The following is a 13,106-nucleotide window of genomic DNA, read 5'->3' as shown; positions in this document are numbered from 1 at the left end:
ATAGTTCTCTATCTATCCTTCTTCTTATAGGCCACGCAGTCGATCTCAACCTTGCAATCAACCATCATCGACGATTGCACACAGGCGCGTGCCGGCGGATGTTCGCCGAAATACTCCTCATAGATTTTGTTGAAGGTCCAGAAATCGCGCGGATCATCGAGCCAGACGCCGACGCGCACGACGTCCTCGACGCCATATCCGGCTTCATCGAGGATCGAAAGGACGTTGGCGATCGTCTTGTGGGTCTGGGCGATGATGTTGCCGTCGATGATTTCACCATTTTCCATCGCAACCTGTCCGGAAACATACAGCCATCCGTCGGCTTCGACCGCACGTGCGAAAGGCAGCGCCTTGCCGCCGGCGCCGGTTTGAACAGTGCCATAGCGCTTGATCGGCATGCTGAAGTCCTTGCAAATTATTTTCTTGATAAGTTGACAAGTGACCATAGAAAGCAGAATTTGACCAGTGAAAAACACCGTTTATGAAAAGAATTTCAATCCGGGGCTGATATGCGCGATCCATTCCAGAATCCTTTCCCGTCAGACAGCGCCCGGCATGCCATCTGGGAAATGCTCGTTCCGCGCGATATCGATGCGTTTCTGGCGGCCGATTGGTCGATGGTGGAGCATGACTTCGTCGAAGAGGGCTTTATCGGTATCGATGCCCAGAAGCAGGTCAGCCCCGACAGGTGGCGTCTGGCATTTCCGACGCTGTCGGCCTATCGCCAGGAATGGCTGAGGCAGGCAAAGGATTTCGCCGAGCAGAGTTTCGCAGAAGATGCGCGCACGGCGATCTTCACCACGACGACGCTTGAGGATATCGAAATCGAGGGCGAAATGGCCCTCGTTCGCAAGAAATTCGACGGCGGCATTACCAAGACCGACGATACCCGGGACGTCCTGCAATGGCAGACGCTCTATTACTGCAGGCTTCACCAAGGACGCTGGAAAATCTCAGGTTTCACCGGCTACCTGCCGAACCCGATGGGTTGACGCGGGGTCGACAACACGAAGGCCACTTTCTTGCGCATTTTCACGGCAGCATTGGCGACCGAGACCAACACCTTTTCCCCGATCTGCGTGGATCGTCGCGCATTCGAAGCCTCTCTCTATGCCCCGCCCGGCCAGCATCCCGAAACACCAACGCTCTGCACCGCGCCGATCACCGTCGGAAGGCGCGTCACCCGAGAAAAGGGTTGGGAACTGATTGAGGGAACCGCCACCTGGGCCGATCCCGCAGGCCTCGTCAACCGGGCGACCTACGAGGAATTGCGTGACGAAATCCTCGGGCAACTCCGCGCGGCAATGCCTGTCGACGCCGTCGTCATGGGCCTGCATGGCGCCATGGTGGCCGCCGGATACGAGGATACCGAAGGCGATCTGCTGTCGCGCATCCGCGAGATCGTCGGGCCTGATGTCCTCATCTGCGCCGAACTCGATCCGCACAGCCATCTCACGGCAAAACGCGTCGCCGCTCTCGATTTCGCCGTCTATTTCAAGGAGTTTCCGCATACGGACTTCGTCGACCGCGCCGAGGATCTCTGGCGCATCGCGGTCGAGACGCTTGAGGGCCGGATCAAGCCTGTTATGTCGGTATTCGACTGCAAGATGATCGACGTCTTCCCGACATCGCGCGAGCCCATGCGTTCCTTCGTCGACAAGATCATGCAGATCGAGAAGGATGATCCGGACATCCTGTCGATCTCGGTGATCCACGGCTTCATGGTGGGCGACGTTCCCGAAATGGGAACGAAGCTGCTTGTCGTAACTGATAACAAGCCGGAAAAAGGCGCGGCTTTGGCACGTGAGCTTGGCCTTGAGCTATTTTCGAAGCGCGGCACCTTCATGGTTCCGCAGATCGACGAGAAGAAAGCCGTCTCACGCGCAATGACTGCCACCGCATGGCCGGTTGTCATCGCCGATGTCTGGGACAATCCGGGTGGCGGCACGGCAGGGGATGCGACTGTTATCCTCGGAGAGCTGATCGCTCGCGGCGTCACGAGTGCCGCGATCGGCACCATCTGGGATCCGGTGGCCGTCCAGATTTGTTTTGCGGCGGGCGAGGCGGCGGAAATTCCACTGCGCTTCGGCGCCAAGTCGGCGCCCGGCACCGGCAATCCCGTCGACGGCACCGTCAAGATCGTCAAGCTGGTGAAGAATGCCGAGATGCAGTTCGGCGAGAGCCTCGCACCTTTCGGCGATGCCGCCCATATCGTGCTCAACGGCATCGACATCATCCTCAATTCGACGCGCGCTCAAAGCTTCGATCCGAGCCTCTTTTCAGCGATGGGCATCGATCCCGCCCGGCAGAAGATCCTGGTGATCAAATCCACCAACCATTTCTTCGCATCCTTCTCGAAGATCGCGGCCGAGATCCTTTACTGCTCCGCCGGAACGCCTTATCCCAATAATCCGGCAACGACGCCGTACCGGCGGGCACCGAAGACCATATGGCCGATCGTCGCCGACCCACACGGGCCAGAACGCGGAGCTGCCTAGATGCATGACAACCGGTTTGCCGTCGTCGCCAAGGCAGGCGACAGGATCGCCGATCTCTCGACGCCGCGTCCTGTGATCGACGAAGACAGGCTGGCTGCAAACATAAGCCGCGTTCAATCCTATATGGATCAGCACGGGCTGAACTTCCGCCCGCATATCAAGACGCACAAGATCCCGGCTCTCGCCGTCGCGCAGGTCGCCGCGGGCGCCAAGGGCATCAATTGCCAGAAGGTGACGGAAGCCGAAGTCTTTGCCGAAGCCGGCTTCGAGGACATCCTCATCACCTTCAACATCGTCGGACCGCAAAAGCTCGAGCGGCTGGCCCAGTTGAACGAAAGGATTTCGGCCCTCAAGGTCGTCGCCGACAGCGAAGTGACGGTCGACGGGCTCGCGGCGCATTTCTCCGGCCACAAGCCGCTAAACGTACTGGTCGAATGCGATACCGGCGGCGGCCGCTGCGGCCTGCAGACACCGGGGGAGGCAGCCTCACTCGCCAAGCGCATCGCCGCTGCCGACGGCCTCACCTTCGGTGGCATCGTGACCTATCCGAAGCCGCAATCGGCGGTCGCCGTGGAAGCCTTCATCACAGAGGCGCTCGAGCATCTGACATCGGAAGGCATAACCTGCCCGATCATCAGCAATGGCGGAACGCCAAGCCTCTTCGAGGCGCATCTCGTCACCTCGGCCACGGAACACCGCGCCGGCACCTATATCTACAATGATCGCCAGATGGTGCGCATGGGCCACTGCACCGAGGACGATTGCGCCATGCACGTGCTGGCAACCGTCGTGTCACGGCCAAACGCCGACCGCGCCGTCATCGATGCCGGGTCGAAGGCGCTGACATCGGATCTTCAGGGTTTCAGCGATTACGGGCTGATCGTCGGTTATCCCCAAGCGCGGATTAGCAGCCTCTCGGAAGAACACGGCGTGATCGACCTGTCGAACTGCACCGGCCCCCGGCCGCAGATCGGCGAGAAACTCTTCATCATCCCGAACCACACCTGCGTGGTGTCCAATCTGTTCGACACGATGGTCTTCCATCGGGGCGGCATCGTCACCCGCGTCGAGGATATCGCGGCCCGCGGTCTCGTCTGGTAGGGGTTGGTTCCGGTTGAGGGCGAAATGGCCCTGACCGCCGAAGGCCGCAATTATCGGTGGATTGCTCGCGATCGGTATCAGCACGAATGCAGTCGCTGATATCGCACGACGTGCGCGCTGCGGATGACTTCCTTGCACCAATCGCGGACATAGGCTCTACGGTCAAACGTCCTCTTTTGGGGCCGGTAGCCGGCGGACTGGTTTCGGGGCGCAGGCGCTGAAAGCTGACATTCGTTCATCAGCGGCTCGAAGGCCCGCTTGACCCGCAGCAGACGATTTTTGCTGCCGCCGCGGTATGACTCGAATGACCAGTCTAGGCTGGGACAATTCGGGAAGCTTGCGTTTCCTGCGCGAACAAGATAGACACTGAACTATATGGTTCAGTATGTAACTCTTCCTCTCGATCTCGCGTTCGCGGCGCTGTCCGATGCGACCCGCCGCGGGATCATCGATCAGCTTGGGCGAGGGGACGCGTCGATCACCAGTCTCGCGGATAAGTTCCAGATGACGCTGACCGGCATGAAGAAGCACGTCCAGGTTCTCGAGCGGGCGGGGCTCGTCGTCACGCAGAAGGTCGGACGGGTGAGAACCTGCAAGCTTGGGAAGCGCGGGCTCAAGGCGGAGGCCGAGTGGATCGAGGCGCATCGCAAGCTCTTCGAGGCCCGCTTCGAAGCATTGGACGAAATAATCAGCGAAATGAAACGGGAGGGAAGCGATGAATCGGCAAGTTGACAGTGCAGGTGGTGCGCAGAACCGCACGTCAGTCGAGCGCAAAGGGGATCGCGAACTCGTCGTAACGCGGACATTCAATGCGCCGCCGAGCACGGTTTACAGGGCGTGGAGCCAGCCCGAGCTGTTCCAGCGCTGGTGGGTGCCAAAATCGGCACCCGGCGTTTCGCTCGTATCGTGCGATATGGACGTCCGTACAGGCGGCAAATATCGGCTGGAATTCGGCGCCGGCGGTTCGGACACCATGGCCTTCTACGGCAAGTATCTCGAGGTGGTGCCGAACGAGCGCATCGTCTGGACCAACGACGAGGGCGAAGAGGGCGCGATCACGACCGTGACCTTCGAGGACCAAGGCGGGAGGACACTACTGACTTTCCACGAGGTCTATCCGTCCAAAGAGGCGCTTGAGGAAGCACTGCAGGGCGGGGCGGCCGCATTGCCGGAGCAACTGGAACAGCTCGACGAATTGCTTTCCAGCATAGGCGAGTAGCGCGGGTCGGCGAACTCGCCTCGGGGAACGTCTGCTCTTGGGAAGTGACTCCACCGGCCTTTCCGGCCGGAGCGTTCAGTGCGCTGCTGTTCCGAGCGCTGCGGCTAGTACGTCGGCCAGGCCGCGCCCGGCGCTGCCGTCCTCATCAAGGCGCGGATTGTAGATGGTGATCTCGATACCGACTGCCTTGCCGCTCGCCAAGGCAACCCGAAGCGCGGTCCCTAACTCGTCCCACGACAACCCGCCCGGCATGCGGAAATCGACAGCCGGCATGATGACGTCGTCGAGGCAATCGGCGTCGAGATGGATGAAGAAGCCGTCCAGTTCCTCTCGCGTCAAGTGGTCGACCGCTTCGCGCGCGGCGGCCTCGATGCCCACCCGGCGCACGGCGGGAAGGTCAATCGCCTTGAGCTCTTTGGGAAGCGGCTGGCTTCCGTACTCCTCCTGATCCTTATGATCGCGATATGCGAACGCGACGGCGTCTTCGGGACGGACCAAAGGACCGCGACCTTCGATGTCGGTCAGGAGCGACGGGCCGTGGCCGGTGACGAAGGCAAGATCCATCGAGGCGCCCTCACTATTGGGTTCCGCCTCGGGCTGAAAGAAATCAGCGTTGCCGTCGATGAAGAACAGGCCGTAGCGGCCGCGCCGTCGAAACGCGAGCATCGAGCCCATTAGGATCGTGCAATCGCCGCCGAGTACAACCGGAAATTCGCCCGCGTCAAGCACCGCTTCCACCGCGTCGGCAAGCTTGGGCGACCACGCCGCAATTGCCCTGGCATTCAGGATACCGGTCTCGGGATCGGGCATAGGGTCCTTCGGAGGCACCGCCAGCCGCTCGGTTCGGTGCGCATGGATGCGCTCCGCAAGCCCGAGACCCAAGAGTTGGTCGGGCAAGTGCTCCACACCGTCGGTCGCCAAGCCCAGTGTAGAGGGGGCTTCGAGAATTGCATAGGGAAGGGTCGACATGCGCGCCTCCGTTAGCGAGTCATTTTGCGGAGTAGGTCACGACCTCGATCTTGTGACCGTCCGGATCGCGGACGAACGCTCCATAATAGTTCGCATCATAGTTCGGCCGCAGCCCCGGAGCGCCATCGTCGCTGCCACCATATTTTAGTGCTGCTGCGTAAAATCGATTGACCATCGAACGGTCCTCGACAGCAAAGGCGATATGAGTGCCATTGCCCACGGTCGCTGGTTTTCCATCAATCGGAACCTGGACGCTGAAATGAAACGTACCACTGCCGTAGCCAAGTCCACCCTCGTCCTCGGCCATCGGCACAATGCCGACGATGGGCAAAACGGCATCGTAGAAACGCTTCGAACGCGCAACATCATTCGTCCCAACCGAGACATGGTGGATCACAACTACCTCCGTTAGCTTTGTCCCCCTAACGGCAGCTTTTGAATCATTGTTCCCTCAAAGCCAACCGTTGTTTGTTCGGAAACTAAAGCAGGTGGCACCGACGACCGACACGAGGACGCAATGCTGCCATATCCCCCGGACGAACTCCGACACGGAGGCGGCCGGTTCAAGCCGCCGTCGGGTTGATCACGTTCATATCGATTTCGGTCAGCTCAACCCGCCGCTCGAAAGCTATGCCCGCCTCGTCGAAGAGGTGGCAATCTGCGGCATTGATGCCGGTCGCGACCGGCGCGTCCGCACGGATGCCAACGCTGCCCGGCAGCATGGCGCAGAAATTCTCGGACTCTCCGTTGAGCGAGGCGTAGGCGACCGTATTTGCCCCGAGGCGCTCGATGACTGTCGGGGTCACGGTAAAGACGATATCGCCGCCGCCAAGCTGGATATGCTCCGGCCGGATACCGAGCGTCAAAGCCTTGTCGGCCATGCCGTCGCGCGGCGTCACGGGAAGAACGGCTGTCTGGCCTTGATAATCCACCTCGACGCCATTGGCGCTGACGCCCTTGCAGGTTACGGGAAGAAAATTCATTTTCGGATTGCCGATGAAGCCGGCGACAAACTGGTTTGCGGGCTTGTGATAAAGCTCCAGCGGCGCGCCCGTCTGGGAGATATCGCCGGAATCCAGCACGACGATACGATCGGCCATGGTCATCGCCTCGACCTGGTCGTGCGTCACATAGATCATCGTCGCCTTCAACTGCCTGTGCAGCTTGGCAAGCTCGATGCGCATGTCGGCGCGCAGTGCTGCGTCGAGGTTGGAAAGTGGCTCGTCGAACAGGAATATCTTCGGTTCGCGCACGATGGCGCGGCCGATCGCGACGCGCTGGCGCTGGCCGCCGGATAACATGCCGGGTTTCTGCTGCAGCCGCTGTTCGAGGTGAAGGATGCGCGCCGCGTTTTCCACCTTGGCCTTGAGCTTTTCCTCTTCCATCCTTTCGACCCGAAGCGGGAAGGCGATGTTCTCGAAAACAGTCATGTGCGGATAAAGCGCGTAAGACTGGAACACCATGGCGATGCCGCGCTTGACCGGCGGCAGATCATTGACCCTGACACCATCGATGACGATGTCGCCCGCCGTCGTCGCGTCGAGACCGGCAATCATGCGCAGCAGGGTGGATTTGCCGCAGCCTGAAGGCCCGACGAAGACGACGAATTCGCCGTTCTTCACATCGAGCTGCACGCCCTTCAGAACTTCGTAGTCGCCATAGAACTTCTGAACTTTGTTGAGAAGGAGCTGTCCCAAAAATCTGTCTCCGCCGGCGGCCTTCGTCGCACATTCGATCATCGTGACTGCATAGTTCCTTAAATCGGATTCGATCTAAGGAATCATGCGGCAATTCAAGGTGTTACAGCGCCGCACTGCGAAAAGACATGCGGCGCTACAGGAGGGATCGCGGGCTGTTGCCTTCCGCGATCCCAAAGGTTCCAAGAGGCTTACTTGAACGCCTCGACTTCGCCGGCGGCCTTCTTGAGTGCGGCCTCCGGCTCGGCCTTGCCCGTCACCACGGACTGGATCATCTCGATCATCGAGTTCTGGAAGCCCTTGTAGTCGGTGAAGAGCGGCTCGGGACCGCCGTAGCTGATGCCGTCGATGAGCGGCTTCCAGTAAGGATCCTTAGCGACGAATTCATCGACCTTTGCAGACGGACGCAGCGGGGTGAGGCCGGCGCCGCCCTGCAATTCGTATTCGGACTGCACATCCGGCGAGGTGATGAACTTGGCAAATTCCGTCGCCTTGTCCTCGACACCCGAACCCTTGAAGATCGCCAGGCTGTCGGTGATCAGCAGCGTGCCGGGACCCTTGGCGTCGGGGCCAAGCGGCAGCGTCGTGATACCCCAGCTGATCTTCGTCGCCTTCAAGCGGTCGGCTGCACCCGAGCCTGCCTGGATCATCGCCACCTTGCCGTCGAGGAAGATGGCGCGGACTTCGTTCTGCTCGTAGGCGGTCGGGCCTTCTTCGGAGTAGGGGACGATATCCTTATAGGCCTTCAGCGCGGCGAGAATCTGCGGGCTGTCGAGCGTAACTTTGCCGTCGGCATCGATCACCGTGCCGTTGTTGGTGTAAACCCAATGCATGAACTGGTGCATCGTGTTGTCGAAGGTCTTGGCGGAGAGACCGAAGCCCGGAATGCCGGTCTTTTCCTTGATGGTCTTTGCCATCTCGATTTCTTCAGCCCAGGTCTTCGGCGGCGTTTCGGGATCGAGGCCGGCCTGCTTGAAAAGATCCTTGTTCCAGTAGAGCGCCTTGGTGGAGAACGCGATCGGAACGCCCCACTGAGTGCCCTCGAAGGTCACAGTGTTGACGATGTTCGGATAGTAGGTCTTCTTCTCGTCATCCGTCATCGGCACCGGAACGATAAGGTCGTTCTGCGCGAATTCCTTCAGCGTGCGCGAGCCGACATAGGCCATCGCCACCGGCGTGCCGGCGGCAGCGAGCGTCGTTGCCTTGTCCTGGCACTGTGCCCATCCGACGACCTCAGGGGCGACCTTCCAGCCCGTGTTCTTTTCTTCCCACTGCTTGATGTATTTGGTGTGGACCGGGTCGATCGTGTCGCCGCAATAGATCCAGCTGATTTCCTTGTCGGCCGCCTGGGCAGTGACGGCGGTCAGTGCCGTCGAACCGAGCAGAGCGAGCGCCATAAGGCCTGTCTTGATTGATATGCTCACGTCGTGACTCCCATTCTTGTGTTAGCTGTTCACTCGTTTTTTGATCTTATTGTTTCACCGCACCGGCGGTCAGTCCGCCGACAAGGTAGCGCTGAAGGAAGAAGATGACGACCATTGCCGGCGCGATACCGACGAAGGAAGCCGCCATCAGTTCGTTCCAGATGACCTCCTGCTTGCCGAAGTAAGCAAAGAGCCCCACCGGCAAGGGCATGTATTCGGTCTTCGAGTTGAACGTCAGCGCGAAGATGAATTGCTGGGCGTAAGCGCCGATGAAGGTGGTGATGGCGACGACGATAATCCCCGGCATCGCAATGGGCAGGATGACCCGGCGCAGCGTGTAGAAATGGCTGGCGCCATCCATATAGGCCGCTTCGTTGAGTTCCTGCGGAATACGGATCATGTAGGTGCGCAGCAGCCAGATCGCCGAGGGGATCAGGAAGGCAACGCCCGGCACGATCATGGCGAGATAGGTGTTGAGCACGCCGATGCTGCGCATCAGCCGGAAGAGCGGGATCAAAAGCACGGCGCCGGAAAACATGTTCACCGTCAGGAACGCGCCGAGCAGGATGCCCATGCCCCTGAATTCGAACTTCGCGAAGGCATAAGCCGCCGGAATGACGAGGCAGAGCACGATCAGCGTGACGATGATCGAGATGAAGAACGAGTTGAAGATATAGCGCCCGAAGCCAGGCACGCTGATCCACATCGTCCGGTAGGCTTCAAAGGAGCCGTTCTCCGGCCAGAAGCGATAGGGTGAGGAGAAGAGCTGGCTGAGCGGCTTCAGCGACACCAGGAAACCTTCGACGAAGGGCGACAGCACGAAGAAAAGAAACAGCGCGATGCCGCAATAGATCAGGATGATTTCCCACCAGCGGTAACGGTCGATCATGGCTGCATTGCTCATGCGCGTTTCTCCGGATTGAGGCGGCGGGTGACGCGGAAATAGGCGAAGCAGAAGAGCGACAGGAAGATGCAGATCAAAACGGCGCGCGCTGCACCTTCACCGTATTTCTTCGAGCCGATCGCGGTCTGATAGGTATCGATGATCATCGTCGTCGTCTCGCCGCTCGGTCCGCCCTGCGTCAGGATCCAGATGATGTCGAACGAGTTGAAGGTGGCGATCAGCGAGAGCATCGACATGGTGATGATCGCCGGCACCATCAGCGGCAGCGTGATGCGGCGGAAGCGGTACCAGCGGCCGGCGCCGTCGGTCCAGGCGGCCTCGTAGAGATCCTTCGGAATGGATTGGATCGCGGCCAGGAAGTAGATCGTCACCAGCGGCACGCCGATCCACACGTCGGTGATGATCGTTGCCCAGAAGGCGGTGTTTCCATAGGCGAGGAAGGCGACAGGGCCGTCGACGAGACCGAAGCGCTGCAGCATGCCTGATATCATCCCGAACTGGCCATTATACATCCAGCCCCACATGAAGATGCCGATCGCCATCGGCACGATCCATGGCGGCATGGTCAGCAGCCGGAACAGCGAGCGGCCGGGGACCGCGGCATTCAGCATCGTCGCACCGAAGGTGCCGATCACCATTTTCAGGGCGACCGAGAAGAACGTCCAGATGAAGGTGCGGATGATGACCTCGGCAAACCGCTCATTGAAGATCTTCTCGTAATTGGCCCAGCCGACCCAATTGGTGGTCTTCCTGAGGGACGCGTCGGTGAAGGACAGAATGAACGTATCGACCAGCGGATAGGCGACGATCGCCAGAACATAGAGCACAGCCGGAAGAAGAAGGATGCAAGCGAAGATGAAGGTGCTTCTTTGAACACTCATCTTGCCGTCCTCCTCAAGCCGCTCTTGCGTGAAGGGCTTCGTCGAAGCGGTCCCAGACGGGCCTGAGATCGACGACCGCTTTCTTCATCCTCGCTTCGTCCATCGCCAAGGCGAGGATGCCGGCCTCTAGCGCATTCAGGGTGGAAACAGGAAGTTCGAGCCCGGTGCGCACGCTTTCAAGCAGGTCGCTCGCCATCTGTTCATCGGCGCCGTAATGCTGGGAGAGCTCGGTGGCGGCATATTTGTTTTCGACAATCTTGTTGCCGGTCAGCTGTTCGTGAACGTCGAGATAGCCGCGCACGAAATCGCCTTCAGCCATGCCGCGCGAACCCATGATGGCGAAACGGCGGAACTGGTCGGGCACGTTCAGATTGGTGTGGAAGTTCATGCCGACGCCATTGGCATATTCGACGATCGCGACCTGATAGTCGATGATATCGGCATCGCTGTCGAAGACCTTGTCCGATCCCATCCATCCGCTCGGCTTGCGGTGGAAGAGCTCGAGGTCGTTGATGCCCTCGCGCGCCGGGTCGTTGGCCGGAATGAAGCTTTTGCGGCCGCCGAAACTTGCGACGCGCTCCGGCCGTGCGCCGGCGACTCCATTATAAAGATCGAGGTCGTGGCAGCATTTCTCCAGCATGAAGCTGCCGGAATAGCGCTCATAGCGGCGCCAGTCGCGCATGAAGAAGGCGCCGTGATAGGGCTCGATATGTTCGGAAGCCTCGATCGACACGATCTGACCAAGCTTGCCCGCGGTCTGGATGGCGCGGAGATCCTTATAAAGAGGAGAATAGCGCAACACGAGACCGACCATCAGTCGCTCATGGCCGAATTTTGCCATCAGATGGGCAAGTTCGATGCTTTCGGCGATCGTCGTGACGATCGGCTTTTCGCAGAAGACCTTGAGACCGGCTTGAAGCCCGAGCCGGATATGGTCGAGATGCAGGTGATTGGGGGAGCCGATCATCAGCAGATCGAGTTTTTCGGAGGCAAGGAGCTCTTCCGGCGAACCATAGGCCTTGCCGACTGAAATTCCCTTTTCCGTCAATCCGGGAAGTCCGGCGGGTTCCGGATCCACATAGCCGACAATGTCGAAGCTGCTATCGATTGCCTTGAAAACATAGCCGAGATAGCCGAGCCGGAATCCTAGCCCGATGATTCCCACTTTCATGCCGATCAGGTTCCCATTTAGTAATTTATTTTCTTTAAGTTGGGACAAAAATCGGGAGGCGTCAATAGAAAACGGGCATCGAAGCGCAAGCATGAAATTAATTTTCATAGATCGGTAGCCGGCGGTCGATTGCTGGCTGCGACCGGCCGGACGCCGATTGCCAATGGCAATAGTGCGCATCTCTTGAAGCCAGGGCGGCGAATTCGGCGCCTGTTGGCGCAGCCAGCAATCGCCATGGCAAACACACGCGGGACTCGCGAAATGTTGAAAAGACTCGTGAGTTTACGTGTGTAGGATGATGCGAGACCCGAAGGCACGGAGGAGCCATCATGACCCGTATGACAGCCAAGGATTTCCCTCAGGAACTTCTCGAACTCTACGATTATTACGCGCACGGGAAAATTACCAAGCGCGAGTTTCTCGACCGGGCCGGCAAATTCGCCGTCGGCGGGCTTACGGCAGCCGCCATTCTTTCATCGCTGAGCCCTGACTATGCGCTGGCGACCCAGGTCGAGTTCACCGATCCCGATATATCAGCTGAATACATCACCTATCCTTCGCCGAAAGGAAATGGAGATGTCCGCGGCTATCTCGTCCGCCCCAAAAACGCGACCGGCAAAATCGCCGCCGTGGTGGTCGTTCACGAGAATAGAGGCCTGAACCCCTATATCGAAGATGTGGCGCGGCGCGTGGCAAAGGCGGGTTTCATCGCACTTGCACCGGATGGCCTGACCTCGGTCGGAGGCTATCCCGGCAACGATGAAAAGGGGCGGGAGCTCCAGCAGAAGGTCGACCCGGAAAAGCTGATGAACGATTTCTTCGCGGCGGTCGAATTTTTGATGCACAGCGATCTCACCACCGGCAAGGTCGGCATCACCGGCTTCTGCTATGGCGGCGGCGTTGCCAACGCTGCGGCGGTCGCCTATCCGGAACTTGCCGCAGCCGTGCCCTTTTACGGCCGGCAGCCGCGTGCCGAAGACGTGCCGAAGATCAAGGCGCCATTGCTTCTCCATTATGCCGGGCTGGACAAGGGGATCAACGAAGGCTGGCCGGCCTATGAAGCGGCGCTGAAGTCATCGGGAAAAACATTCGAGGCCTACATCTATCCTGACGTCAATCACGGCTTCCACAATGATTCCACACCCCGCTACGACGAAGCGGCAGCCAAGCTCGCCTGGCAGCGAACAATCGATTGGTTTACGAAATACCTCGCCTGAGAAGGCCATGCTTAAACGATGATGC

General features: G+C 59.4%; 14 protein-coding genes. 6 read left to right on the top strand and 8 right to left on the bottom strand.

Annotated features, from left to right (window positions below; all coding sequences use genetic code 11):
* Positions 1–8: 8 nt before the first annotated feature.
* A complete protein-coding gene (locus tag B5P46_RS14175; RefSeq protein WP_129419208.1) occupies positions 9–398 on the bottom strand; it encodes a RidA family protein in 390 nt (129 codons plus the stop codon).
* A gap of 111 nt (positions 399–509) precedes the next feature.
* On the opposite strand from B5P46_RS14175, the gene B5P46_RS14170 reads away from it, so the two are divergent.
* The 5 genes from B5P46_RS14170 to B5P46_RS14150 all read left to right on the top strand — a co-directional run bounded on the left by B5P46_RS14170 (position 510) and on the right by B5P46_RS14150 (position 4,818).
* Positions 510–992, top strand: a complete 483-nt coding sequence (locus tag B5P46_RS14170; protein ID WP_129419207.1) for a hypothetical protein — start codon at positions 510–512, stop codon at positions 990–992.
* Positions 993–1,022: 30 nt separating this feature from the next.
* Positions 1,023–2,498, top strand: coding sequence for a M81 family metallopeptidase (locus B5P46_RS14165; protein WP_129419206.1), 1,476 nt, complete (start codon positions 1,023–1,025; stop codon positions 2,496–2,498).
* Positions 2,499–3,599: a D-TA family PLP-dependent enzyme gene (locus B5P46_RS14160; protein WP_129419205.1), complete on the top strand. Its 1,101-nt coding sequence runs from the start codon at positions 2,499–2,501 to the stop codon at positions 3,597–3,599.
* A gap of 375 nt (positions 3,600–3,974) precedes the next feature.
* Entirely contained in the window at positions 3,975–4,331 is a 357-nt protein-coding gene (locus B5P46_RS14155) for an ArsR/SmtB family transcription factor (RefSeq protein WP_129419204.1), read from the top strand.
* Positions 4,315–4,818 (top strand): SRPBCC family protein, encoded by a 504-nt coding sequence (locus B5P46_RS14150; RefSeq protein ID WP_129419203.1) that lies wholly within the window; start codon positions 4,315–4,317, stop codon positions 4,816–4,818. The genes B5P46_RS14155 and B5P46_RS14150 overlap by 17 nt, the downstream gene beginning before the upstream one ends.
* A gap of 75 nt (positions 4,819–4,893) precedes the next feature.
* On the opposite strand, the gene B5P46_RS14145 is transcribed toward B5P46_RS14150, so the two are convergent.
* The 7 genes from B5P46_RS14145 to B5P46_RS14115 form a co-directional block, all read right to left on the bottom strand.
* Positions 4,894–5,787: an arginase family protein gene (locus tag B5P46_RS14145; protein WP_129419202.1), complete on the bottom strand. Its 894-nt coding sequence runs from the start codon at positions 5,785–5,787 to the stop codon at positions 4,894–4,896.
* Positions 5,788–5,806: 19 nt separating this feature from the next.
* Positions 5,807–6,184, bottom strand: a complete 378-nt coding sequence (locus B5P46_RS14140) for a VOC family protein (RefSeq protein ID WP_129419201.1) — start codon at positions 6,182–6,184, stop codon at positions 5,807–5,809.
* A 166-nt stretch (positions 6,185–6,350) separates the two neighbouring features.
* The gene (locus B5P46_RS14135) at positions 6,351–7,484 is read right to left on the bottom strand and encodes an ABC transporter ATP-binding protein (protein ID WP_164986491.1); all 1,134 of its coding nucleotides are present in this window, start codon (positions 7,482–7,484) and stop codon (positions 6,351–6,353) included.
* Positions 7,485–7,675: 191 nt separating this feature from the next.
* Positions 7,676–8,881: an ABC transporter substrate-binding protein gene (locus tag B5P46_RS14130; RefSeq protein ID WP_129419460.1), complete on the bottom strand. Its 1,206-nt coding sequence runs from the start codon at positions 8,879–8,881 to the stop codon at positions 7,676–7,678.
* Positions 8,882–8,954: 73 nt separating this feature from the next.
* Complete coding sequence (locus tag B5P46_RS14125) at positions 8,955–9,812, bottom strand: carbohydrate ABC transporter permease (RefSeq protein ID WP_003553169.1); 858 nt, start codon at positions 9,810–9,812, stop codon at positions 8,955–8,957.
* Positions 9,809–10,693, bottom strand: a complete 885-nt coding sequence (locus B5P46_RS14120) for a carbohydrate ABC transporter permease (protein ID WP_029874853.1) — start codon at positions 10,691–10,693, stop codon at positions 9,809–9,811. The genes B5P46_RS14125 and B5P46_RS14120 overlap by 4 nt, the downstream gene beginning before the upstream one ends.
* 13 nt (positions 10,694–10,706) lie before the next feature.
* Positions 10,707–11,864, bottom strand: coding sequence for a Gfo/Idh/MocA family protein (locus B5P46_RS14115; protein WP_129419199.1), 1,158 nt, complete (start codon positions 11,862–11,864; stop codon positions 10,707–10,709).
* Positions 11,865–12,193: 329 nt separating this feature from the next.
* On the opposite strand from B5P46_RS14115, the gene yghX reads away from it, so the two are divergent.
* Entirely contained in the window at positions 12,194–13,081 is an 888-nt protein-coding gene (gene yghX, locus B5P46_RS14110; protein WP_129419198.1) for a YghX family hydrolase, read from the top strand.
* Positions 13,082–13,106: the final 25 nt, after the last annotated feature.

Origin of the sequence: Rhizobium leguminosarum (assembly GCF_004123835.1) — a bacterium.
Classification (GTDB): domain Bacteria; phylum Pseudomonadota; class Alphaproteobacteria; order Rhizobiales; family Rhizobiaceae; genus Rhizobium; species Rhizobium leguminosarum_M.
The sequence above is the reverse complement of the archived record's forward strand: the minus strand, read 5'-3'. Positions and strand labels throughout refer to the sequence as shown.

Bases quoted from the DNA above. Each gene is read 5' to 3' on its own strand.
- B5P46_RS14175 (WP_129419208.1), bottom strand. From the start codon at position 398: ATGCCGATCAAGCGCTATGGCACTGTTCAAACCGGCGCCGGCGGCAAG.
- B5P46_RS14170 (WP_129419207.1), top strand. From the start codon at position 510: ATGCGCGATCCATTCCAGAATCCTTTCCCGTCAGACAGCGCCCGGCAT.
- B5P46_RS14160 (WP_129419205.1), top strand. From the start codon at position 2,499: ATGCATGACAACCGGTTTGCCGTCGTCGCCAAGGCAGGCGACAGGATC.
- B5P46_RS14155 (WP_129419204.1), top strand. From the start codon at position 3,975: ATGGTTCAGTATGTAACTCTTCCTCTCGATCTCGCGTTCGCGGCGCTG.
- B5P46_RS14150 (WP_129419203.1), top strand. From the start codon at position 4,315: ATGAATCGGCAAGTTGACAGTGCAGGTGGTGCGCAGAACCGCACGTCA.
- B5P46_RS14145 (WP_129419202.1), bottom strand. From the start codon at position 5,787: ATGTCGACCCTTCCCTATGCAATTCTCGAAGCCCCCTCTACACTGGGC.
- B5P46_RS14130 (WP_129419460.1), bottom strand. From the start codon at position 8,881: ATGGCGCTCGCTCTGCTCGGTTCGACGGCACTGACCGCCGTCACTGCC.
- B5P46_RS14125 (WP_003553169.1), bottom strand. From the start codon at position 9,812: ATGAGCAATGCAGCCATGATCGACCGTTACCGCTGGTGGGAAATCATC.
- B5P46_RS14120 (WP_029874853.1), bottom strand. From the start codon at position 10,693: ATGAGTGTTCAAAGAAGCACCTTCATCTTCGCTTGCATCCTTCTTCTT.
- B5P46_RS14115 (WP_129419199.1), bottom strand. From the start codon at position 11,864: ATGAAAGTGGGAATCATCGGGCTAGGATTCCGGCTCGGCTATCTCGGC.
- yghX (WP_129419198.1), top strand. From the start codon at position 12,194: ATGACCCGTATGACAGCCAAGGATTTCCCTCAGGAACTTCTCGAACTC.